Raw genomic sequence first — 23069 nt, forward strand, 5'->3', positions numbered from 1 at the left:
GGAGGACAGGTCCCGGCGCGGGGAGGGGACGGGCCGGCCGGCGTCTCGGAGGCAGGTGGGTGCGGGATCAGCCGCCGGCGCGGGCGGTGCCACCGGTTCCGGCGCGGGCTCCGCCGGTGAAGGTGGCGCCGCCACCGCCGAATCCGCCGCCGCCCGCGCCGAAACGGACGGCGGTGGAGTTGCTCGGCAGCACCGCCGCCGTGTCGGCGATCACGACCTGCTGACCGGCCTGGAGGCCGCTCTGGATCTCCGCCCAGCCGTCGCCGACCGCGCCGACCTGCACCGTCACCGGGCTCGCGCTGTCGGAGCCGGTCATCACCGACGCGGTCGCGGTCGTGCCGGTGAGGCCCGTCAGCGCCGACGCCGGGATCCGCAACACGTTCTTGACCGATGCGACGGTCAGCGCCACGACGGCCTGCGACCCGGTGGCGAGGGCGATCGGCGGATTGGTGACCGTGACGACCGCGGGGTACGACGGCGAGCTCGACGAGGCGGATGCCGGCAGCAGGCTCACGGTCGTGACCGTGCCCGGCAGCGCGGTCTGCGCGCCGTCCGGGGTCACCTGCGCGGCGAGCCCCGACGACACCAGCGGCATGTCCGCGACCGGCACGTCGACCGTGACGTCGGCGTCACCGGCCGCGGCGATGACGATGGCTTCGCTCGTCGTCGCGGTGTCGCCGACCGCGAAGGGGATGCTCGCCACGACGCCCGTGACGGGCGCGACGAGGGTCGCTTCGGCGAGGTTCGCCTGGGCCGTCGCGACCGCCGACTGGTCCTGCAGGACGGTGACCGCCGCCGAGGCGACACGGCTGGCCTGGGTGGCATCGGACGAGCTGGAGGCGGAGGCGGAGGCGGAGGCGGAGGCGGAGGCGGACCCGCCGCCCGAGGACGCCCCCGGCGTTGCCCCGCCGCCGTGGGATGCCGAGACGATCGCCGCGGCCGCCTTGGCGATCGCCGCACTCGCCTTCGCGATCGCCGACGTGCACTGCTGGAGCTCCGCGGTCGTCGGGGTGCCGCCCGATGAGGCGGACGGGGTCGGCGAGGGCGAACTGGTGGGGGTCGGCGAGGGCGAGGCTGTCGGGCTGGACGACGGCGACGGCGAGTTGGTCGGGGTCGGCGTCGGCGTCGGCGTTGGCGTCGGGGTCGGCGCGAGGAGCGCGGCGCACGCCGTCTGCTCGGCCTTCACCGCGGCATCCATCGCCGTCGTCGCAGCCGTGATCGCCTCCGTCGCCGCGCCACCCGAAGCCGCGCCACCCGAGCTACCCGTCGCCGCGCCACCCGAGCCCGCGCCACCCGAACCCGAGCCGCCCGAACCCGCACCCCCCGAACCCGAGCCGCCGGTGCTCGTCCCGGACTGGGCCGCGTCGAGCGTCGCCTGATCGGTGGCGAGCTGCGCCTGCGCGGCGAGCAGCGCCGCCTGCAGCGGCGCCGGGTCGATCGTCGCGAGCGTCACCCCGGCGGTGACCGTCTGCCCGACCGTCACGGGGACGCTCGTCACGGTGCCCGACGTCGGAAAGCTCACCGAGGTGTCGCCGAGCCGCTGCACCGTTCCGGTCAGGGTGAGCACGCGCGCCACGTCGCCGGTCGAGACCTCGGCGGTGCGGAAGCGGTCGGATCCGCCCGACGCCTGGACCGCCGCGACCGCGCCGCCGGCGGCGACCACGACCACGACGAGGCCGATGGCGCTGCCGACGATCCAGGTGAGGCGTCGACGTGGCCGCGTGGGTGACATGGTGCTCTTTCCGTTCGAGGGTGCGGGCCGGGGCCGGTCGCTACGAGTTCGAGCCGGACGAGCCGGAGCCCGCGCCGCCTGCGCCGCGGGCACCGAAGCCCGCCATGCAGACGCCGTTGACGGCCGGGCTGACGGTGATCGCGGTGGCCGTGAGCGAGCCCGTGCCGTCCTTCGCCCCGGTGGCCGTGACGCACACGCCGGTCGTGACGTCGCTCGCGCTGCCGGCGACGACCTGCGAGTAGGTCGTCGCCGCAGACGTCGTGACGGTCACCTGGGTCGAGCTGCCGTCACGCGCGGTCTCGGTGACGACGAACGAGCCGCTTCCGACCGAGGCGATCTGGCCGAATGCGCCGAAGCCACCCGCGCCAGGCCGCGCCGACGGACCGCCCGAGCCCTGAGCGCCGTTCCCGCCGCCCTGGGGGCCTGCCCCGTTCCCGCCGCCGTTGCCGCCGCCCGGCCCGCCCGGACCGCCGAAGCCGGCGCACGTCGATCCGCCCGTCGCGGTGATGTCGACCGCGGTCGCCGTCACCTGGGTCGGCGGGGTCCCCGACGAGCCGTTGGCGCCGTTCTGGTCCCGGACCACGACGCAGTCGCCTGCCGCCAGGGCCGTGGCATCCGCCGTCTTCTGGGTCTGGAAGGTCGTCGACGAGGTCCAGGTCACGGCGGTCTGCGCCGTCCGCGACTGCACCTGTGCGGTGCTGCCGGAGACGGCGGCGACCAGGCCGCTCACCCCCGGAACGCGCGCGGAACGGCTGCTGGAGGGTCCGGGGTTCGGGGCTCCGTTGTCTGCGGCGCCGGCCGCGGCGGAGCAGGCCGAGAGCACGATCGCTGCTCCGGCCAGGACCACCAGGAGGGAGGTCTTCTTGTACTTCATGTCATTCGCTCCTCAGCGCGTCGATCGGCGCCAGTCGCGCCGCTCGTCCGGCGGGGTAGACCCCCGCCACGATTCCGATGATCAGTGACACCAGCAGGGCGCCCGCGGCGACCGGGAGGGACAGCAGCACCGGCTGGTTCAGCACAGCGGGCAGGGTCAGGGCGCCCACGGTGCCCAGCGCGATGCCGAGCACCCCGCCGATGAGGCCGAGCACGCTGGCCTCGACGAGGAACTGGCGCAGGATCGCCCGTGGAGTGGCGCCGAGGGCCTTCCGCAGGCCGATCTCCCGCACCCGCTCCGTGACGGAGACGAGCATGATGTTCATCACGCCGATGCCGCCGACGAGCAGCGAGATCGCGGCGATCCCAGCGAGCAGGATCGTCAGGATCTGGGTCGTCGACGTTGCCGTCTGCAGGAGAGAGGCCTGGCTCGCGACCTGGAAGTCGGCGTTCGCGGACGTGACGCCGTGTTGCGTGAGCAGCGCGTTGTCGGCCTCCTGATAGGCGGCCGACAGGGTCTGCGTGCTCGCGGCCTCGACGTAGATCGACGAGACGGTGGATCCGCCCGAGCTCGAGAAGACCGACGCCCACGTCGTCGAGGGCACGACGAGCTGGTCGTCCTGGTCGCCGCCGACCGTGGAGCCGGCGGTGTTGAGCTCGCCGATGATCGTGAACGGGACGCCGCCGACCGTGACCTGCTGGCCGACCGGATCGCGGAGGCCGAACAGATCCGATGCCGTGGTCGACCCGATCACGGCGACGTGCGCGAGGTCGTTCACCTCGTCGCTCGTGAAGAAGCGGCCGGACACGACGCTGCGCGCACGCACCGGCAGCCAGGTCGGCGTGGTGCCCACGATCGAGGTCGTCCAGTTCGCGGTGCCGGCGACGACGAGCTGCGAGCTGGTGGACACCGGTGCGACGGCCGCGATGTCGGGCGCGACGGTGGTGTTCGACAGGAGGGCCGCGTCGGCGGCGGTGAGCGTCGACGCCGATCCGGCTCCTCCGCGCACCCCGCCGACGCTGGTCGTCGATCCGGGCGTGACCACGAGAAGGTTCGATCCGAGCGAGTCGATCTGCGCGGTGACCTGCTGCTGCGCGCCCTGCCCGAGACCGACCGTCAGCATGACCGCCGCGATGCCGATGAGGATGCCGAGCACGGTCAGCGCGGACCGCATCCGCCGGTGCCGGATCGCGTCGAACGCGGTGCGCAGCGTCTCGGCCCAGTTCATCGCCCGACCTCGTCCCCGGCCGCCGCCAGGACCCCGTCCGGATCCTGCAGTTCCCCGTCGCGGATGCTGACCGCGTGCGCGGCGCGGTCCGCAACCTCGTGCTCGTGCGTGATGACGACGACCGTGCGGCCCTGCTCGTGCAGCTCGTCGAAGAGCCCCAGGATGTCCTCCGTCGACACGCTGTCCAGGTTTCCGGTCGGCTCGTCGGCGAGGATCATGCTCGGCCGCGTCACGAGAGCCCGCGCGACGGAGACGCGCTGCTGCTGGCCGCCGGAGAGCTCGTTCGGCCGGTGATCGACGCGATTGCCCAGGCCGACGTTCTCCAGCGCCTCGATCGCGCGGCGCTTGCGCTCGTCGCGGCCGACGCCGGCGTATACGAGCGGGAGCTCGACGTTGCGCCACGCCGCCAGCGACGGCAGCAGGTTGAACTGCTGGAAGACGAAGCCGATACGACGGTTCCGGATCTCGGCCAGCTGCGCCTCCGACAGAGTCGAGACATCCTCCCCGGCGAGCCGATACGTCCCGGACGTCGGGATGTCGAGGCAGCCGAGGATGTGCATGAGCGTGGACTTGCCGGAGCCGGACGGGCCCATCACGGCGAGGTAGTCGCCCTCGCGCACCGTGAGGCTGAGCCCGCGGAGGGCCTGCACCTCGATGTCGCCGATCGTGTACGACTTGCGCACCTCGTCGAGCTCGATGATGGGATCGCCCCGCATGTCAGTTGCCCCCGGTCGATCCGGAGCCGGACCCTGCGCCGCCCCCGCCCGTGCGGCCCGCACCGCCGCCCGCTCCCCCGGTCCCCCCGCGACCGGTACCGCCGGCGCCACCGCCGCCGCCGAAGATGCCGGCGCCGCCGCCCGTCCCGCCGGCGCGCGCCGTGGCGACCGGCACGACGATCTGCTGACCCTCGGACACACCCGCCGTGACCTCGGTCTGCGCGCCGAAGATCTGGCCGAGGGTCACCTGCACGGTCTGATCCACGCCGTTGTCGCTCACGGTCACGACCGTCTGTCCGTTCTCGGTGCGCACGGCCGCCGTCGGCACGGTGAGCACGTTGTCGCGCTCGCTCGTGACGATGCTGACGCTCGCAACCGTGCCGGCGTAGAGCCCCGTGGGCGCGCCGGTGAGCGCGATCGTCACCGGGAACTGCGCGACGCCCGCCGTGCTCGACGAGGACTCCACGCCGATCGACTGCACGGTGCCGAAGAGCGGCTGGGTCGCGCCGGTCGGGGTCACCTGGGCCTGCATACCGGTCTTGATGTTCGCCAGATCCGCGTTGCTCACGGTCGTCTGGACGATCCACGAGCTCGGCGAGATCACGGTGACAGCGGCCGCCGTGCTGGTCGGCGCGCTCGACGAGGCGGATGCGGAGGATGCCGAGGTCCGCGACGAGGACGAGCCACCGGACGAGCCGGCCGTGCCGCTGGATCCGATCTGCGTGCCCACCGAGACGTTCACCGCAGCAACGACCCCCGCGATCGGCGAGGTCAGCGTCGCCTGCGTCACCGCGGTCTGCGCGAGCTGCAGCTTCGCCTGCGCCGACGCGACCTGCGCCGACGCCGCGGCGATCTGCGCGTCGCTGCCGCCGGATGCCGCGCTCTGCTGCGCGTCCGCCTGATTCAGCTCCGCCTGGGCGAGCGTCACCTGGTTCTGCAGCTGCGTCGGATCGATCGCGGCGAGCGCCTGCCCCGCCGCGACCGTCTGCCCGACTTGAACGTCGACGGCATCGACGGTGCCGCCGGAACCGAAGCTCAGGTTCGCGACCGTCGCGGGCTCGATCGTCCCCGACGCCTGCACGCTCTGGTCGTACGTACCCACCGCAGCGGCGACGAGGCGCTCTCCGGCCGGCTTCGGCGAGAGGAAGTAGACGGCCGCCGCGGTGCCGCCGCCGGCCACGACCACGACGGCCGCGATCGTGATGATGATCCCCGGGCGTCGCCACCAGCGTCGCGATCCTCGCACGCGCGTTTTCGCCATGCCTCGGTCCTTTCGAGAAACGTCCCCGAGAGACGCTACGAAGGCACGATCAGCCAGGGGAGCCCGGCGGATATGGCGTGGTTATGTGTTCGCCCAGCTTCGACCACGGCGAGGCGGACGGCCGATGGTCAGAGCTTGCGGAGGAGGACCCGCTCGACCTCGTGGTTCGCACCCTTCTGAAGGACGAGGCTCGCCCGGTGCTTCGTGGGCAGAACGTTCTCCACGAGGTTCGGGAGGTTGATCTCGTTCCAGTACCGACGCGCGGTCTCGACGGCTTGCTCGTCGGAGAGTTCCGAGAACACGCGGAAGTACGAACTCGGATCGGCGAAGGCGCCCGCCCGCAGGGCGAGGAACCGCTGGACGTACCACTCCTCGATGTGCGCGGCCTCGGCATCCACGTAGACGGAGAAGTCGAACAGGTCGCTCACCGCGACGTCGTGCGGGGCCGGCGACGGCTGGAGCACGTTCAGCCCCTCGACGATCACGACGTCCGGTCGGCGAACGGTGATGCTCGCGTCCGGAACGATGTCGTACTTCACGTGCGAGTAGACGGGTGCGCGCACCTCGTCGGCGCCGCTCTTGACGTCGGTGAGGAAACGGACGAGCGCGCGTCGGTCGTACGACTCCGGGAAGCCCTTGCGGCCCATGAGCCCGCGCCGCTCGAGCTCCGCGTTGGAGTAGAGGAAACCGTCCGTCGTGACGAGCTCGACGCGCGGCGTGTCGGACCAGCGACTCATGAGCTCGCGGAGGAGGCGCGCGATCGTCGACTTCCCGACCGCGACGGAACCGGCGACGCCGACGACGAACGGGGTCGTGCCATCCGGTTCACCGAGGAACGTGCTCGTGTCCGCACCGAGCCGCTGGGTGGAGTTGGCGTAGAGGCTGAGGAGGCGGCTGAGCGGGAGGTAGACCTCTTCGACCTCGTCGAGGCTCAGCCGGTCGCCGAGACCGCGCAGCTGCACGACCTCGGTCTCGGTCAGCGGCTGCGTCATGCCGGCGGCGAGCCGTGCCCAATCGCCGCGATCGATCTCCTGATACAGCGACATCGCGAGCGGCGCGGCGTCGACGGCTTCGGGCATGGCGAACATCGTAGCCCCGCGCGACCGCTACCCTGGACTCCCGTGCGTCTGGGCGTCCTCGATATCGGATCCAACACGGTCCACCTCCTCGTGGCCGACGTGCACCCCGGCGGCCGGCCGCAGGGCACGACGAGCAAGCGCACGGTCCTCCGGCTCATGCGCTACCTGGAGAAGGACGGCTCGATCTCGCGCAAGGGCATCCGTGCGCTGGAGGATGCCGTCGCCGAGGCGCGCCGCGTGGCCAAGGCCGAGAAGGTCGCGGAGCTGCTCGCGACCGCGACGTCCGCCGTGCGCGAGGCCACGAACGGACCCGAGGTGATCGGGCGGATCGAGAAGGCCCTCGGCCAGCGCCTGCAGGTGCTCGGCGGCGAGGAGGAGGCCCGGCTCACCTTCCTCGCGGCACGCCGCTGGTTCGGCTGGTCCGCGGGGCAGATCCTCCTCTTCGACATCGGCGGCGGGTCGCTCGAGATCGCGTCCGGGGTCGACGAGCTGCCGGACGCCGCGGCATCCGTCCCCCTCGGCGCGGGCCGCATGACCGTGCAATTCCTGCCCGACGACCCGCCGGGCGAGGCCGCGATCGAGACGCTCGCCCAGCACGCGCGGCGCGTGCTGGCGCCGGTGGCGCAGCGCTTCGCGACGCAGCCCCGGCCGGACCACGTGGTCGGCTCGTCGAAGGCGATCCGGTCGCTCGCGAAGCTCGCCGGATACCCCGTCCCGGGCTGGTCGGGGATCGAGCGGATGGTGCTGCCGCGCGCAGCTCTCGGGTCGTGGATCCCGCGGCTCGCCCGCATCCCGGCATCCGCCCGCCAGGAGCTGCCCGGCATCACGGCCGACCGCACGGTCCAGATCGTCGCCGGGGCCGTGGTCCTGCACACCGCGATGCAGCTCCTCGAGGTCGACGAGCTCGAGGTCAGCCCCTGGGCCCTCCGCGAGGGCGTCCTCCTCCGCTACATCGAGTCCATGGCCTGGCGCTGACCCCCGCCCCCTGACCCCGGGCCACCCCTCCCCGGGCCACCCCTCCCCGGGCCGCCCCTCCCTGGGCCACCCCTCCCCGAGAACGCGCTTGTGTCACGAAAACGGCACGTTTTCGTGACACAAGCGCGTTCTCACGTGGGTGGTGTCGGGCTGAGCCCGGCCGGCGTCCGAGCCCGGCCGGCGCGGATGCCGGGGTTACAGCGAGAGGCGGGCGCGCACGACCGAGGCGAGGGAGTCCGCGGTCTCGCGGGCGAGGGGCGCGTCGGCGGCCTCCACCATGACCCGCACCAGGGGCTCCGTGCCCGAGGCGCGCAGCAGCACGCGGCCGGTGTCGCCGAGCTGCGCGGTCGCCTCCGCGACCGCCGCCGCCACGATCTCGTCGTCGACCCGGGCGCGGTCGACCCCGGGCACGTTGACGAGCACCTGCGGGTACACGGTCATGACCGAGGCGAGCTCGGCGAGGGACTTCCCGTGCGCCGCCATCTCGCTCATCAGGTGGAGGCCCGTGAGAAGGCCGTCGCCCGTCGTCGCGAACCGGCTCATAATGACGTGGCCGGACTGCTCGCCGCCGAGTGCGAAGCCGCCCTCGTTCATCGCCTCGAGCACGTAGCGGTCGCCGACCGAGGTCTGCACGACGGAGATGCCGTGGTCGGCCATCGCACGATGCAGGCCGAGGTTGCTCATGACGGTCGCCACGAGCGTGTCGTGCGCGAGCACGCCCCGCTCCTTCATCCCGACCGCGAGGATCGCCATGATCTGGTCGCCGTCGACGATGCGGCCGGCCGCGTCCACGGCGAGGCAGCGGTCGGCGTCGCCGTCGTGGGCGATGCCCAGGTCGGCGCCGATGCGCACGACCTCCGCCTGGAGCACGTCGAGGTGCGTCGAGCCGTGGCCGTCGTTGATGTTGATGCCGTCGGGATCGGCGCCGATGACCGTGACCCGTGCCCCGGCATCCCGGAACGTCTCGGGCGAGACCCCGGATGCCGCGCCGTGCGCGCAGTCGAGCACGACGTGCAGACCGTCGAGCCGATGCGGCAGCGACTGGAGGAGGTGCACGATGTAGCGGTCCTCGGCATCCGCGAACCGCTGGATGCGCCCGACATCGCCACCGGTCGGCTGCAGCTTCGGCGCGGCCATGGCGGCCTCGATCCGCTCCTCGACGACGTCGGGAAGCTTCACCCCGCCGCGCGCGAAGATCTTGATGCCGTTGTCCGGTGCCGGGTTGTGCGACGCCGACACCATGACGCCGAAGTCCGCGTCGCGATCGGCGACGAGGAACGCGGCGGCCGGGGTGGGCAGCACGCCGGCATCCAGCACGTCCACGCCCGAGGAGGCGAGCCCGGCCGCCACGGCTGCGGAGAGGAACTCGCCCGACACGCGCGGGTCGCGCGCGACGATCGCCGTGAGCCGGCGACCACTCGCGCGCCGCGCGTCCGCACTCCGCCCCCTCCCCAGGACGACCGCGGCCGCCTGGGCGAGGGAGAGGGCGAGGTCCGCCGTGAGCACGGGGCCGTTCGCGAGGCCCCGTACGCCGTCCGTGCCGAACAGCGCCATGGGCCGGATCAGCGCTTCGAGTACTGGGGCGCCTTGCGCGCCTTCTTGAGACCGGCCTTCTTGCGCTCCTTGACGCGCGCGTCGCGCGAGAGGAAGCCGGCCTTCTTCAGGGCCGGGCGGTTGTTCTCGACGTCGACGCCGTTGAGGGCGCGGGCGATGCCGAGGCGCAGCGCGCCGGCCTGACCCGAGGGGCCGCCGCCGGAGATGCGCGCGATCACGTCGTACGCGCCGGCGAGGTTCAGCACCGTGAACGGGTCGTTGATGAGCTGCTGGTGCAGCTTGTTGGGGAAATAGTCCTCGATCGTGCGGCCGTTGACCGTGATCACGCCGGTGCCGGGGACGATCCGTACGCGGGCGATGGCCTGCTTGCGGCGGCCCACGGCCGCGCCGGGGACGCTGAGGACGGGACGCGCGACGGCCGCGACGACCTCGTCGGCCGGGGTCTCGGTGGAGTAGTTGCCGTCGGGGGTTTCGGTGATTTCGATGTTCGACATCGTGAGGATCCTGTTCTCGCCGCGCTTACTGGGCGACCTGGTCGAAGATGTACGTCTTGGGCTGCTGCGCGGCGTGCGGGTGCTCGGCACCGGCGTACACCTTGAGCTTGCCCAGCTGCTGGCGGCCCAGGCTGTTCTTGGGGAGCATCCCGCGGATCGCCTTCTCGACGGCGCGGACCGGGTTCTTCTCCATGAGCTCCGCGTAGGAGGTCGCCGTGAGGCCGCCCGGGTAGCCCGAGTGGCGGTAGGCGAGCTTCTTCTGGAGCTTCTGGCCCGTCAGCGCGACCTTGTCGGCGTTGACGATGACGACGAAGTCGCCGGTGTCGACATGGTTGGCGAAGGTCGCCTTGTGCTTGCCGCGCAGAAGCGCGGCGGCGTGCGAGGCCAGGCGGCCCAGGACGACGTCGGTCGCGTCGATGACCAGCCATTCGCGCTGGATCTCGCCGGCCTTCGGGGTGTAGGTGCGCGTCACGATAGTGCTGCTTTCTTGATCGAACGGAGAGGTCCGTGAATCCCGCTCCGGGGCGCTTCGCCGGGGATCCCGTCGAAGAAGCCGGTGGAGGGCTCACGTTCGCGGCGCGCCTCAGCGAGCGCACCAAGATTCCACTATAGGGCACGCCGCCACGGATCCCCAACGCACCCGGTCGGGGGTGAACCCGGGGGTGAATTCCGGGTGACGCGGACCCTAAGAAGAATCTCACCCTCCAGACTCGCTTCTTGTCCGGCATGCGCCGCGATCCCCCGATGCAGACCCGAATCCGCTCGAGGGACACCCGCGCGGCGCTGCCGGGTTCTCGAGCGCGCCGGGGGAACGCGATCCCCGGCGGGCTCTTCCGACCGACGAACCGGAGACCCGTAACGATGTCGTCTGCCCTTGGTGCACCCCTGCGCTCCTCCCGCCGCGCGGCGCGCTTCCGCGCGCAGAAGAAGCGCGCCCGCCTGATCTCGCTGATCCTCGCCCCGGCGATCGTGCTGTCCACGATCGGCCTCAGCGTGTGGGGCGCGACGACGGCGGCGAGCGCGGCGGCGATCCCGGCCCCCACGGTGTCGATCGCGCTGGAGCAGACCGGCGGGAAGTACGGCGACGCGGATCCGAAGCCGTTCATCCTTGCGGGTGAGGATGCGACGTTCGACGTCGGCGTGAAGAACTCGTCGTCGACGCAGAACGGGTACAACACGTCCCTGACCCTGACCGTGCCGAACGGGATCGGCTTCGTCTCGTCGGGCGGGATGGGTACGCCGATCGTCTACGCGAGCGGCGACACGCTCCCCAACAGCGCGAAGACCCCGCCGCTCGCCACGGTGCCGGCCGGCTTTCAGCTCTGGGTCTTCATGGATGTCGCCGACCTCCCGGCGACCGCGGCCTACACCTCGACGCTGACGGTGCGTCCGGATGCCGCCGTGTTCCCGGTCGGCGCGAACCCGGCCTTCGGCCTCACCGGCTACGTCTCGAGCGACCCCACGCTGGTCCCGATGTTCGACGGCTCCACGGGCGTCGGCGGCGTGCCGGCCCTGAACGACACGAGCTCGGGCACCGCATCCACGACGGCACCCGTCCACGCGCTGCGTCTGACCAAGACGGAGCCGAGCCCCGAGATCGAGCTCCTCCGCGGCGTGCACGACAACCCGACGACCTACACGCTGACGGTCGAGAACACGCCCGAGGGTGCCACGAACGGCGTCACGGTCGTCGACTACCTCCCGGCCGGCCTCGAGTTCCTCGGGTGCGGCACGGTCGAGAACACGCAGAACTCCCCGCTGCTCTACACGAGCGGCGGCGCGCTGGGCGGCTCCCGCGAGTACCCCGGCGCCGGCCCGCTCGGGACCGCCGGCGATCCGGGCGACTGCCTCACCCCGGCCACCGTCGAGACCGTGGACAGCGGCCTGCCCGCCGGCCTCGCCGCCGGCGTCTACACGAAGGTCACGTGGAACCTCCCGTCTCTCACGAACACGAGCTCGAACGTGGGCATCAACGGCGTGCCCCAGTCGGTCCCGGGCACCGCCGGGACCGCGGGCGCGTACGTCATCAAGTACCGCGCCGCCGTCGCGCTGTTCGAGAACACGATGAACTTCGTCACGACCGCGGGCGGGCCCCCGAACACGACGGGTCAGCAGGCCGCGAACCTGAACAACAACAACGGCCCCTCGACGCGCCAAGGCCTGGGACCGGTCCCGCCGAGCATCCACCCGGGCGACGGGAAGCCCTACACGAACACGGCGACCGTCGCCGGCACGTACGCCGGTCCGCGCGCGGCGGGCGCCTCGGCGAGCGTGTCCGACACCGACACCGAGACGATCCAGGCGATGGATCTCCGGATCCTGAAGAGCGTCGACACGCACGGCACGGCGCCGGACTCGTTCGTGACGAACGGCCTCGCGACCTTCACGCTCGACCTCGCGACGAGCGAGTACACGAGCGCCGGCGGGATGACGGTGACGGACACGATCCCGAACGGCCTGTGCCCCGCACTCCCGTCGAACGTGCCGGTTTCGGGCGATCCGTTCCCCGCCGAGTGTCAGTTCCCGGTCACGGGGACGGGCGCCGCCCCGACCCTCACCGGCGCGACCGCCGACGGCATCTCCTTCGACGCCGCGAGCGGGAAGTTCACGCTCACGATGACGGTCGACCCGAACACGATGGCCGCGGAGGCCACGCACCGGATCCAGTACACGGTGCTCATGCGCCCGCAGTACCAGACGAACCTCCCGTGGCAGGGCAACACGACCTCCGGCGACACGCTCACGAACCACGTCGAGCTCACCGGGACCACGCACTCGATCGCGAACCTCGCGGGTGTCACGAACGGCTCCGGCACCCCGGCGTCCGGCGACCAGAGCGTCTGGGACGACTCGTCCGCGGGCATCAAGTCGAACTTCTCCGGCATCCAGAAGCAGGTCCTCCCGCGGGGCAGCGTCGTGCCGAGCGGCTCGCCGAGCGCGGCGACCAGCTGCGCCGTCGACCCCGGCGCACCGTGGGCGCAGAATCAGACCGACCCGACGGATGCCGCGTTCGTCCCGGGCGACATCGTCTGTTACGAGCTCACGGTCGACTTCGCGAAGCAGATCGACGTCCGCAACCCGAAGGTCACCGACTTCCTGCCGCGCGGCGTGCAGTACGTCGACTCCACCGTGTACGGCGGCGCCCACGGCACGACCGCGGGCGTGACCGTCGCCTCGCCCACCGTCTCCGGGCAGCGCATCGACTGGCTCGTGGGCGCCGTCGGCCCCGACGGCGACCGCTACGTGCCGCAGAGCGGCCTGCTCGTCCTGCACGTCATGGGCCGCGTCGTCCAGACGTCGCCGAACGCGGCGGCGCTCGACAAGCCGCAGAACCTCATGAAGTACCAGCAGGAGAACGTGCTGGGCGACGTGTTCTTCCTCCGCGACGCGTCGGCGATCCAGATCGACTCCAGCCCCACGCTCCTCAAGGGTGTGCGCGACATCGACGGCGTTCCCGCCGGCGGATACCCGTTCAACTCGAACATCGACAACCAGGCCGTGCGGCAGGGCGACGTCGTGACCTACCGCGTCGATGTCACGGCCCCGCGCACGGACACGACCGGCTACCACGTGTGGGACGCCCTCCCCGCCGGCATCACGAAGGCGGATGTCGCGAGCTTCACGGCCGCGACGGTCCAGAAGGTCGGCGCGGCGAGCCCGGTCGAGACCCCGCTCGCCGGTGGCACGTTCACCGCGACCGCGGTCGACCCCGGGGATCCGGGCTACCCTTCCGACGTCGCCGGCGCGTACAGCGGCCGCTCGCTCGTGCTCTGGAACGTGACGGCCACCGTGCCCGGCTCCGACCCGAACACGAGCACGGTCCGCGGCCTCACGCTCGGCTACGACGTGACGATCCCGAACAACGCCCTGGTCGCCACGACCTACACGAACCTCGCGTCGATCGTCGACTACCAGACGATCGGCAACGGCCCCGGCACGACGACCGTGGTGCCGAGCGGCCCGATCTCGACCACCCCGGCCGGCCCGGGCGAGATCGCGGTCCCCGGCACGAACACGTACGACGACGCGACCGTGGCCACCCCGGCCGCCTCCGTCGACAAGCAGCTCGTCACGACCGAGATCACCCACTCGAGCAGCCCGGCCGATCCGAACAACGACGTGAGTCAAGCCGTCCAGGGCGAGCTGATCACGTACCAGTATTCGGTGACGGTGCCCGCGCACACGAGCGTGGCCAACGGCGTGCTCGCCGACCGCGGCACCCTCACGCCCGGCAACCTGCCGTACACGGTGTACGGCACGCCGACGTGGACCGCGTCCGCGCTGACCGGGGCGGCGACCGGCGATTTCACGCTGTCCGGCTCCGGGCAGCTGACGTTCCCGACGACGTATCGGAACTCCTCGGCCGTCCCGCAGGTCTTCACGGTCACGCTCGTCGCGTACCTCGGCAACCTCGGCACGAACCCGCTCACCCTCACCAACCGCGCGACGTTCGCGAGCGACAGCTGGAGCGGCTCGCACGACGCGCAGGTGCAGTACATCGACCCGTCGCCGACGATCGACAAGTCGGCGACCCCGTCGACGAACCTCGTCGGCGGCCAGCAGGTCACCTACACGCTCCGCGCCACGAACGCGGCGAACCGGCCGCTGCTGTACGGCACGGTCGTGACCGACTGCGTCCCGGCGGCGCTCCTCAACGTCACGCTCGTCGGCGGCCCCGCGGGGGCCGTGGTCGGCGCGCAGGGCACGAGCTGCGACATCGCCCCCGGCACCGCCAACGGCACGAGCATCAGGTGGACCCTGCCGACGGCCCTCTCCCCGAGCGCGCCGCAGCAGATCCAGTACACGGTGAACCTGCCCCCGACGCCGTCGGGCTCCGACACGTACCAGAACACCGCGAACCTCACCGGCACGACGATCCCGTCGACGTTCCCGGATGCCGCGACCCGCGCCGGCACCCGCACCTCGACGGACTCGCAGCAGCTGCAGGTCGCGGCCGCGTCCATTGCGAAGTCGGTGAACCCGACCTCCGCCCCGATCGGCGCGACCCCGACGTACACGCTGGACGTCACGCTCCCCCGCGACATCCAGTTCTTCGACACGGCGATCACCGACACGCTCCCCGCGGGCGTCTCGTTCGGCACGGTCACGGGCTGGACCACGACCGGGCCGGACCCGGTCTCCCAGGTCGCGGTGTCCCAGGCCGGCCAGGTGCTGACCTGGAACCTCGGCGACGTCCCGGCCTCGACCGGTGACCGCACGATCCGGATCACCTTCACGGCGACGCTGACCAACGCGGTCGCGGCCACCCCCGTGCACAACACGGTGCAGCTCGCGTGGAACCGCGTGAACGGCGACTCGACGACGCGCGTCACGAAGAACAGCTCCGCGAACGTCACGGTGCTGAACCCCGTCCTCGCGATCGACAAGACCGTCGACAACCAGGCGTCGATCGTGGCGAACCCGGCGCAGACGTTCACGTACCGGGTGAAGGTGACGAACACGGGCAACACGCCCGCGTTCAACTCCGTCGTGACGGACACGATCCCGGCCGGCGTGATCGTCAGCGGGATCTCCGACGGCGGCACGATCACCGGCCAGGACGGCACGACCGGCGGTGGCGGCACGATCACGTGGAACCTCGCCGGCCCGCTGAACCTCGGCGACGCGAACGCGAAGACCTTCACGTACTCAGGCGTGCTCATCGCGAGCGCGAACCTGACCGACGCGAACCAGGTCAACACGGCCCGGGTCACGCACTTCGAGTCGTTCCCGACGGGCGGCCGTCCGTACGACCCGACGACCGTGCAGGACACCGCGACCGTCGACCCGGCCTTCCCGGCCGTCACGCTGACGAAGACGGCATCCGGCACCGACCCGGCCGGCGCCGACATCGCCTACGCGAACCAGCCGTTCCCGTGGACGCTGACGCTCGTCAACACGGGCCAGGGGCCGGCGCAGACGATCTCGGTGCAGGACGTGCTGCCGAAGAACTGGACGTTCGACGCCGGCTCGGCGCACATCCGGATCGGCGGCGGCGCCACGACCGCCCTCGCGGACCCCGCCTCGAGCCCGATCTCGGGCGGCGTGCAGACGCTGACGTGGGCTGCGAACCAGGTCTCGGCGGCCACGCCCGCCCTGCCCGGCACCGCGTCGGGCGCGACGACCGCGCAGCGCACGATCACGATCACGTTCACGGCGACGCCCACCACGGCGGCGCTGACGGATGCCGGCGTGACGCAGGCCGGTCCCCCGGTCGTGCACGTGCCGCACACGAACACGCTGGCGGCCACCACGACCGACACGTCGGGCGCGACCGGCAACGCGGGCGGCTCGTACACGGGCCCGAACGCGACCGCGAACGCCTTCCTCGACCTCGCCGACCTCGTCCTGAACAAGGAGGCGATCGGCGGAACCGCGTCCACGCAGTGGGTCCCGGGCCAGGCCGTCGGCGGCGCGTACACGCAGCCGCAGTGGCGGATCACGGTCCACAACCAGGGACCGGATGCCGGCTACGGACCGTTCTCGTACGTCGACACCTCGACCCTGCCGGCGGGCGTGACGGTCGGCGCGTACACCGCGCGCTACTACAGCAGCGCGGCGGACACGACCGGCACCTCCCTCCCCATCACGGGCACCGGCACCGCCGGTGACCCCTACCTCGTGGGCTCGACCTCGACCTCGCTCAAGGCCGACGGGAGCGACCGGATCGTCCTCGTCGCGAACGTCACGGTCGCGGCATCCGCCACCGGCACGGCCACGAACACGGCCACGGTGACGGGCCGCACGTACGAGACGAACACCGGCAACAACACGGACACGGCGACCCAGCCGCTGACCCCGTCCGCCGACCTCGCGATGCACAAGACCGGACCGGCAACGGCCCCGAACGCGGGCGACCCGCTCGCGTGGACGCTGACGGTCACGAACAACGGCCCGTCCGACTCGCTCTCCACGACGGCGCAGCCGATCACGGTGACCGACACGATCCCGGCCGGGATGCAGAACGCCACCGTCGTGACGCCCGCCGGCTGGACCGCAAGCGGCACGACGTTCAACGCCGGCGACACGGTGACCTTCACGCTCGGCGACGGACTGAAGCTCACCCCGTCCCAGTCCGTCCAGTTCACGGTGAACGGCACCGTCGTCGCGGCGCAGCCCGCGGGCACGCCGATCACGAACAGCGCGACCGTGAACCCCGGCGCGACGACGGACCCGAACCCGGGCAACAACACGGATGACGCGACCACGACACCGACGACCAACACGACGCTCGGCATCGACAAGACCCGCGTGGTCTTCGTCGGCGGCGCGTGGGTGCCGGCGGTCTCGCAGTCGCCGGTCCCGCCGGTGGTCCCCGGTCAGCCGGTCGTCTATCAGGTGACGGTCACGAACACCGGGACGGCGGATGCCCGCAACGTCACGGTGACCGACGACCTGGAGTCCTACCTCGCGTTCTCGGCGCTCGACTCGGTGGCGCCGAACACCTGGACGCACACGTCGGGCACGACCGCGCCGGGCGACCCGCAGACGTTCGCGCTGACGGGGAACCTCGCTCCGGGGGCGTCGGCCGCGTTCCGCGTGACGACGAACCTCGACCCGGGGTGGAACGCCGTCGTGACGAACACGGCGGTGGCCCACGCGGACAACTCGACGAACGATCCGCGCGACACGGACGACTCGAACTCGACGCGTGACGCCGACCTGAAGATCGAGAAGACCCACACCTCGCCGGTGCCGCCGGCCTCGGTGAACGCGGGCCGGTCGGTCGACTACCAGCTGACCGTGACGAACCTCGGCCCGTCCGACTCGTCCGGCCCGATCGTGGTCTCCGACAAGCTGCCGCTCGGCTTCACGTACGCGGCGGGCACGGCGCGGATCGCGGTCGCCGGCGCCCCGGCGACGACGGTGGCCCCGGTCATCGGCAACGACGGCGGCCGGGTCACGCTCACGTGGACCGTCGGCACCTCGAGCACGTCGCTGGCGAACGGCGCGACGATCCTCGTGACGTACACGTCCGACATCGATCCGACGGTCACCGCCGGCAACTACATCAACAACGCGCACGTCGACGGCCCGGACGACAACAATCCGGTGAACGATGACGCGACCGACAGCGTGCCGGTCACCGAGTCGGCGGACCTCTCGGTCGTGAAGACAGCCGCCCCGGGTCCGTACGTCGCGGGTCAGCCGGTCACCTACACGGTCACCGTCACGAACGCCGGCCCCTCGGTCGCGCGGAACGTGAGCGTCGTCGACGCGGCCCCGGCCGGCACGACCGTCACGGCGCTGTCCGGCAGCGGCTGGACGTGCGACGTGCCGACCGCGACGTGCACGATGCCGCAGCTCGGCGTCACCTCGGCCTCGTTCACGGTGACGGCATCCATCGCCTCGAACGTGCCGACGGGCACCGCGCTGACGAACGTCGTCACGGTGACGAGCTCGACGCCGGATCCGACGACGCCGGTCACCGACCACGCGACGATCACGACGACGGCCCTCGCGGACCTCGCCCTCACGAAGACCGCGGTCGACGCCTCGGGCGCCCCGATCACGACGGCGAACGCGGGCACCCAGGTGCGCTACCAGCTGAAGGTGCACAACAACGGGCCGTCCGACGCCGTGGGTCCACTCACGATCGCGGACACCCTCCCGGCCGGCTTCTCGTACGTGTCGATCGCCACCGGCGGCTCGGCGTGGACGGGCGTGGTGGATCCGGTGGACGCGCACAAGGTGACGTTCACGCGGATCGCGGGTCTCGCCGCCGGCGCGGATGCCGATGACCTCGTGTTCATCGCGTTCATCGACCCGGCGCAGCCGACCGGCACCTCGACGAACACGGCCACCGTGAGCTCGCCGACGACCGATCCGGTCCTGCCGAACAACACGAGCACGGCTCCCGTCACGGTCACGCAGTCGGCCGACCTGTCGATCACGAAGACGCACGACGCGAGCGCCGTGCGGATCGGCGACCCGCTCGACTTCACGATCGGGGTCCGCAACGCCGGTCCGTCAACCGCGACGGGCGCGACGGTCGTGGACACGATCCCCGCGGGGCTCGTGTACGTGGATGCCGCGCACAGCGACCCGGCGTGGACCGTCGTGGCCGCCCCCGTGGCTCCGAACGGCACGACGACCGTGACGGCGACCCTCACCGGCTCGCTCGCCCCGGCCGGGACGGCTCCGGCGCTCGTGCTGACCACCACCGTGACGGCGGCCGCGTACGACGCGGTCACCAACACGGCCGAGGTCGCGGCCACGCAGCCGGATCCGGACCCCGCGAACAACACGACGGACGACCACGTGACGGTGCCGCCGCAGGCGACGCTCGTGCTCCACAAGGAGGCCGTCGGCGCGTTCCAGGTCGGCGAGAACGGGCAGTACCGCCTGACCCTCACCAACCAGGGACCGACCGAGGACCCGGGTCCGATCACGATCACCGACGAGCTGCCGAACGGCCTGCACTACGTGTCGTCCGACACGTCGGGGGCGACCTGCAGCGCGGCCTCGCGGACGGTGACGTGCGTCGTCACGGGTCCGCTGGCCGTCGGCGCCACGGTGCAGATCACCCTGACGGTCGCGGTGGGCTACGCCGCGTACCCGACGGTGACGAACACCGCGGTCGTGACGACCCCGACGCAGCAGCTTCCGGATGCCGTGCTCACGAGCTCGGCGACCACGACGGTCGCGGCGCAGCCGCTGCCGGCGACGGGCGGGGTGCTGCCGAACCTGATGATCGCGCTCGCGCTCATCCTGTTCGGGATCGGTGCGCTGCTGCTGATCCTGCGGCGCCGCCAGAATGCCTGAGCCCGTGCGGCGGGGAGGATGCTCCCTCCCCGCCGCACGCGGGGGCCGGCGATGACCGACCTCCGCTCGAGCCTGTCCCCCGCGGAGGCGCGGGCCCGGATCTCCGCCGCGATCACGGCCGGTGACGTGGATACCGCGGCGGAGCTGATCGGAACGTTCGTGTGGGTCCTCCTCTTCGACGACCCGATCGCGATGCGCGAGCTGATCGGCCGGCTTCCGGCATCCGTCCTGCAGTCCCGTCCGGCGCTGGCGATGGTGGCGTCGTTCGCGGCCCCGCTCGCGCTCGTACCGTCGCGGGGTCTGGGGGCCCCGCTCGTGCCGCCCGCCGTGGACATGGACGCGCTGACCCCCGGCGAGCGCGACTGGTATCTCATGGCGCTCGTCGTCGTGCACCGGCTGCGGTCGGAGTTCCGGGAGGCGCGCGAGGTCGCCGCCCGGGTGCGGCCCCGGCTGCGGCGGCCGACGGAGCAGCAGAGCCGCGTGCTGCGCGAGTTCCTCCCCGGCTATTTCGCGCAGCTCGGGGCGGCGGAGCTCCTGGGCGGCGACATCGATCAGGCGCTCGCCGACTTCGACGAGGCCGCCACGCTCGATCCGGTGGACTCGAGCGACACCTTCGTGCGGGACGCCCTCATCCGCGCCGCGATCGTGCACGCCGTCGAGGGCAGCACGCACGAGGCCGAGCGCCTCCTCGCCGCCGCGCACACCTACCCCGAGCGCGCGGACCGCTACGGCGAGCGCACCGCGGCCCGTGAGCTGCTCGCCCGGGCGCTCCTCGCCGTGGAGCGGCTCGATCCCGACGCGGGCGACCTGGTCGACGCGTCCGAGGCGCACGCCGACGACGAGCTCTGGCCCCTCCGCCTGCTCCTGCGGGCGCGGTGGGAACGGGCGCACGGCAACCACGGCGGCGTGCTCGAGCTCGTCTCCCGCGCCCGGTCGGCGCATCCCGTGCCGGCGGGCTCGCTTGCGGAGCAGGTCGTCCACCACGACCACGTCGTCGCGCTCGTCCTCATGGACGTGGCGGAGCAGGCGCGCGGCGACCTCGAGGGCGACCCGTCGCGCCTCGCGCCGCTGCCCGCGATCGCTCGCGTGCGGCTCATGCTGCACCTCGACGATCCGGCCGCTGCGCTGCAGGCCGCGCGGCGGCTCGCGGCCCGGGACCGCCTGGGGCCGACGTTCCGCGCCGAGGCGCTGCTGCTGGCCGCGTGGGCGCACGAGCTCCTCACGGGCGAGGTGCACGAGGGCTACGCCCGCGCCGCGGGCGCCCTCATCGCGCAGGAGCGCCTGTGGCGCGTGCTGGGTCTCGTGCCGCCGCCCCTGCGGGCGGCCACGGGTGCGGTGCCGCCGGCGGATGCCGCGGAGCTCCTGGCATCCGCGCTCGTCCCGCTGCCCGAGGCGACCGTGCACGTCACGACGCGCGAGCGGGAGGTGCTCCGCGCGCTGTCGGCCGGCGGGTCGCTGCCCGAGATCGCGCACCGCCTGCACGTCTCGGTCAACACCGTGAAGAGCCAGGCCCGCTCCGCCTACCGCCGCCTCGGCGTGAACTCCCGCGCCGCCGCCGTGACGGAGGCCTCCCGCCGCGGCCTCCTCTCCCCCTGACCCCCCCGCCCCGAGGCCCGCCCGCGGCACCCGCGCCCGCCCGAGGCCCGCGCCCGCCCGCGGCGCCCGCGCGTCCCGGGCCCCGCCCGCGCCCCGCGCCCCATCCACCATTCCTCGATCCCACCTCCTCCTCGCGAACTCACTCCGTCCCAGCGCAATGACGGGGTGGGCTCGCGAGGAGGAGGTGGGTTCGAGGTGGACGAGGTAGGGCAGCGGCGCAGGCCCGGCCCCGAGGGGTCAGTCGCGCAGGTGCTCCTTGGCGGCGTTGCGCGCCTTCACCGAGTCGGCCTCGGCCTCGGCCTTCTTCACGTTGGCGTCGGCCTTGACCTCGTCGACCTTATCCTTGACCCGGTCCACCCCGTCTTCGACGGCCTCTCCGACCTCCTCGCCGGCGGTCTTCGCGGTCTCTTTGGCATCCTCAAGAATTCCCATGAGGGACTCCTCTCTCGTTGACATCCGGCCACGCTAAGGAGACCCAAAGCCACCCCACAGGGGCCTTGAGCGCGGCATCCCGCCGCGCTACCCGACGCCCCGGATCCAACCCGCCGGATTTCACCCAGGCCTTCACCCAGATTTGCGGTTCCATGCGGTTGAATCTCTGTTAGCTTTTGGATCAACAAGCCCGCAAAGACGGTGGTGCGCACCAGTCCCGCGGACCGAAGGATGCTTTCTCCGATGAGCATCCCGAACGAGGCCCCTCCCCGAGGGGCCTCGTTCGTTAACGGGGGCGGTCCTCCTCGATGTACGCGTCGAGCGCCATGCGAATGACTTCGGAGAGCGAGCGGCCCTCCGACCGGGCCTTCTCCAGCGCGGCGCGATAGAGGTCGTCGGAGATCCGGAACGACCTCATCGGCGTTTTCGCGTCGTTCGGCATGCAGACATGATCGCACCGGCCTCCGACGTCCCGGAGTGCCTTTACTCCTCGGCCGGCCGGTGCTACCGGTGTGATGACAGCTCAGCGGGCGAAGGTGCCGACGAGCGCGAGCACGACGAACGACCCGTTGTAGACGACGTGCGTGAGGATGGCCGGCCAGATCCGGCCGGTCAGCACGACCAGCAGCCCGTTGGTCACCGCCAGCAGGAGCAGCGCGACCGCCGTGTACCAGGGCAGGGGCGACACGACCGCGTGGGCGAGCAGGAACAGGCCGGTCGAGAGCAGCACCGCCGCCGCGCCGGCCACGGACCGATCGCGGGACGCCCGCAGCACCGAGACGAAGATCGCGACGAGCACGAGGCCGTGGAAGAAGAACTCCTCGACGGCCGGCCCGATCAGGATCGGCGCGAGCGCGTCGGTGAACCACCAGCCGGTCGGCAGCTGTCCGTCCGCGGTGATGTACGAGGGGAAGCCCAGGGGGCCGGCGGCGGACTGCAGCCAGCCCTGCGCGAGGCGCAGCAGGATGCCGAACGCGACCGCGTAGAGGAGGTCGACCGGACGGAACCCGAGGAGCCCGCGCGGCACGGAGATCCGGAGCGCGACTACGACCGGCACCACCATGGCGACCCACAGCGCGAGGGTGGAGAGGAGGCTCCCGAGCTCGCCGCCGATGAACTGCGCGGCCGCGGCTCCCGCGAGGACGCCGACGCCGAGCGCGAGCACGGCCCAGCCGACCATCCCCCAGTTCCACCGGCGCACGGAGCTGCCACCGCGCCGCCAGCTGCGGCGCCGGCGGGCCCGCGCCGCCCCCCGCCGATCGGTCGAGTCGGGCATCGTCTCCGTGTCCGAGGGCTCACTCACGCCGCTCACGTTACCGCCGCCGACCTCGACTTCCTCGCCGCCCTCGGCATCGAGGCGTGA

The 23069-nt window shown here is 72.2% G+C and carries 15 protein-coding genes; 3 read left to right on the forward strand and 12 right to left on the reverse strand.

The window, feature by feature from the left end:
• Window positions 1-67 precede the first annotated feature (67 nt).
• The 6 genes from ABCS02_RS22085 to coaA all read right to left on the reverse strand — a co-directional run bounded on the left by ABCS02_RS22085 (window position 68) and on the right by coaA (window position 6890).
• A complete protein-coding gene (locus ABCS02_RS22085) occupies window positions 68-1732 on the reverse strand; it encodes a biotin/lipoyl-binding protein (protein ID WP_345837836.1) in 1665 nt (554 codons plus the stop codon).
• Window positions 1733-1772: 40 nt separating this feature from the next.
• Window positions 1773-2606, reverse strand: coding sequence for a DUF5666 domain-containing protein (locus ABCS02_RS22090; protein ID WP_345837837.1), 834 nt, complete (start codon window positions 2604-2606; stop codon window positions 1773-1775).
• Window position 2607: 1 nt separating this feature from the next.
• Window positions 2608-3834, reverse strand: coding sequence for an ABC transporter permease (locus ABCS02_RS22095; protein WP_345837838.1), 1227 nt, complete (start codon window positions 3832-3834; stop codon window positions 2608-2610).
• Window positions 3831-4550, reverse strand: coding sequence for an ABC transporter ATP-binding protein (locus ABCS02_RS22100; RefSeq protein WP_345837839.1), 720 nt, complete (start codon window positions 4548-4550; stop codon window positions 3831-3833). Before ABCS02_RS22100 ends, ABCS02_RS22095 begins: the two co-directional genes overlap by 4 nt.
• A 1-nt stretch (window position 4551) precedes the next feature.
• Window positions 4552-5811: an HlyD family efflux transporter periplasmic adaptor subunit gene (locus tag ABCS02_RS22105; RefSeq protein ID WP_345837840.1), complete on the reverse strand. Its 1260-nt coding sequence runs from the start codon at window positions 5809-5811 to the stop codon at window positions 4552-4554.
• Between the two features lie 128 nt (window positions 5812-5939).
• Window positions 5940-6890 (reverse strand): type I pantothenate kinase, encoded by a 951-nt coding sequence (gene coaA / locus ABCS02_RS22110; protein WP_345837841.1) that lies wholly within the window; start codon window positions 6888-6890, stop codon window positions 5940-5942.
• Window positions 6891-6932: 42 nt separating this feature from the next.
• Between coaA and ABCS02_RS22115 the strand changes: the two genes are divergently transcribed.
• On the forward strand, window positions 6933-7865 hold the full coding sequence (locus ABCS02_RS22115) for a Ppx/GppA phosphatase family protein (RefSeq protein ID WP_345837842.1): 933 nt from the start codon (window positions 6933-6935) through the stop codon (window positions 7863-7865).
• Between the two features lie 195 nt (window positions 7866-8060).
• On the opposite strand, the gene glmM is transcribed toward ABCS02_RS22115, so the two are convergent.
• The 3 genes from glmM to rplM are packed head-to-tail and all read right to left on the reverse strand — an operon-like array spanning window position 8061 to window position 10385.
• Entirely contained in the window at window positions 8061-9419 is a 1359-nt protein-coding gene (gene glmM / locus ABCS02_RS22120; protein WP_345837843.1) for a phosphoglucosamine mutase, read from the reverse strand.
• 8 nt (window positions 9420-9427) lie between these two features.
• Complete coding sequence (gene rpsI / locus ABCS02_RS22125; protein ID WP_345837844.1) at window positions 9428-9913, reverse strand: 30S ribosomal protein S9; 486 nt, start codon at window positions 9911-9913, stop codon at window positions 9428-9430.
• A gap of 25 nt (window positions 9914-9938) precedes the next feature.
• The gene (gene rplM / locus ABCS02_RS22130) at window positions 9939-10385 is read right to left on the reverse strand and encodes a 50S ribosomal protein L13 (protein ID WP_345837845.1); all 447 of its coding nucleotides are present in this window, start codon (window positions 10383-10385) and stop codon (window positions 9939-9941) included.
• 389 nt (window positions 10386-10774) lie between these two features.
• Between rplM and ABCS02_RS22135 the strand changes: the two genes are divergently transcribed.
• Window positions 10775-19678 (forward strand): isopeptide-forming domain-containing fimbrial protein, encoded by an 8904-nt coding sequence (locus ABCS02_RS22135; protein WP_345837846.1) that lies wholly within the window; start codon window positions 10775-10777, stop codon window positions 19676-19678.
• A gap of 51 nt (window positions 19679-19729) precedes the next feature.
• Entirely contained in the window at window positions 19730-21274 is a 1545-nt protein-coding gene (locus ABCS02_RS22140) for a LuxR C-terminal-related transcriptional regulator (protein WP_345837847.1), read from the forward strand.
• Between the two features lie 237 nt (window positions 21275-21511).
• Here ABCS02_RS22140 and ABCS02_RS22145 read toward each other — a convergent pair whose 3' ends face one another.
• The 3 genes from ABCS02_RS22145 to ABCS02_RS22155 all read right to left on the reverse strand — a co-directional run bounded on the left by ABCS02_RS22145 (window position 21512) and on the right by ABCS02_RS22155 (window position 23009).
• Window positions 21512-21706, reverse strand: a complete 195-nt coding sequence (locus ABCS02_RS22145) for a hypothetical protein (protein WP_345837848.1) — start codon at window positions 21704-21706, stop codon at window positions 21512-21514.
• Between the two features lie 286 nt (window positions 21707-21992).
• Window positions 21993-22148, reverse strand: coding sequence for a ribbon-helix-helix protein, CopG family (locus ABCS02_RS22150; protein WP_345837849.1), 156 nt, complete (start codon window positions 22146-22148; stop codon window positions 21993-21995).
• Between the two features lie 81 nt (window positions 22149-22229).
• On the reverse strand, window positions 22230-23009 hold the full coding sequence (locus ABCS02_RS22155) for a CPBP family intramembrane glutamic endopeptidase (protein WP_345837850.1): 780 nt from the start codon (window positions 23007-23009) through the stop codon (window positions 22230-22232).
• Between the last annotated feature and the right edge of the window lie 60 nt (window positions 23010-23069).

It is taken from the genome of Microbacterium sp. X-17, from assembly GCF_039615055.1.